This window comes from Chloroflexus sp., from assembly GCF_056331925.1.
Genome location: NZ_JBWGQH010000017.1, coordinates 100630 through 101861 on the forward strand (window position 1 = coordinate 100630; position 1232 = coordinate 101861).

Consider the following 1232-nt stretch of genomic DNA (forward strand, 5'->3'; position numbering starts at 1 on the left):
CTGACTAACACTGCCACGCTCACCTACACCGACAGCGCCAACCAACCTCGCCCGTCGGTGACGGCGAGTGATGAGACCCGCATCCCTGGTAGTACTGCTGTGCTTCTTACTAAGCGGGCCACCATCGTTGTCGATGGGAATAACGATGGCCTGGCAGGTGCCGGTGATGTGATCGAGTACATCTTGATTCTAACCAACACCGGTCCCGAAGTAGCCCTACAACTCTTGGTCGCCGATACGCCTGATGTCAATACGACCCTGATCACCGGTAGCGTAACGGCAACACCTCCGGCTATCGTTGCTCAAGGGAATAACGTTGGTGATACCTTTGTACGAGTCACCCTCGCATCACTTGATGTAAACGCCAGTCTCACCGTCACTTTCCGTGTGCAAGTCAATACACCATTACCGGCTACTGTCACCGCAATCATCAATCAAGCAACGGCGAGCGGTGCAAATGTGTCAACCACACCAAGTGATGACCCAACCACAACGACATCTGACGATCCAACTCGCATAAGCACGCCACCACCCGATGCACCGCCCACAGCTATTGTGCTGACCGAGTTTCGACTCGTCGCTACCAATCAAGGCTGGGATATCATCTGGGCTACCGGTGCAGAAGTAAATACACGTGGTTTTCTCATCTATCGTTCAATTGGTGAACGTGAAAAAGCACAGTTGCTCACCCCTTTACCCATTCCGGCGCAGGGTAGTGCGGGTAGCGGTGCTACTTATCAGTTTAGTGATCACACTGCGGTGAACGGTGTCGCGTACTCGTATTGGCTGGTCGAAATTGAAACAAATGGTACCTTCCACGAATATGGTCCGTTACAGCCGCGTGGTACTATAAGCCAACAGTACCGATACTTCATTCCGCTGATCGGGCGATAGGGAGTCACATTTGTTATGAGAGATACGATCTGGCGCATCATTCCCATTATCCTGGGCGGCCTTCTTTTCTTGGCCGCACTGTTGTCAACATCGCCGGTCATGGTTGATGCAGCACCGCCGTTGAGCATTACTGAAACAAGCACGGCTGAACCACCAACACGCACACCGACCAACACGCCGGTGGTGCCGCCGACCAACACGCCGGTGGTGCCGCCGACCAACACGCCGGTGGTGCCGCCGACCAACACGCCGGTGGTGCCGCCGACCAACACGCCGGTGGTGCCGCCGACCAACACGCCGGTGGTGCCGCCGACCAACACGCCGGTGGTGCCGCCGAC

General features: G+C 55.8%; 2 pseudogenes. Both read left to right on the top strand.

The features are described from left to right. A pseudogene (locus AC01ZF_RS10695) lies at window positions 1–894 on the top strand (hypothetical protein); the annotation flags it as partial. Window positions 895–909: 15 nt separating this feature from the next. Continuing rightward, a pseudogene (locus AC01ZF_RS10700) lies at window positions 910–1232 on the top strand (DUF11 domain-containing protein); the annotation flags it as partial.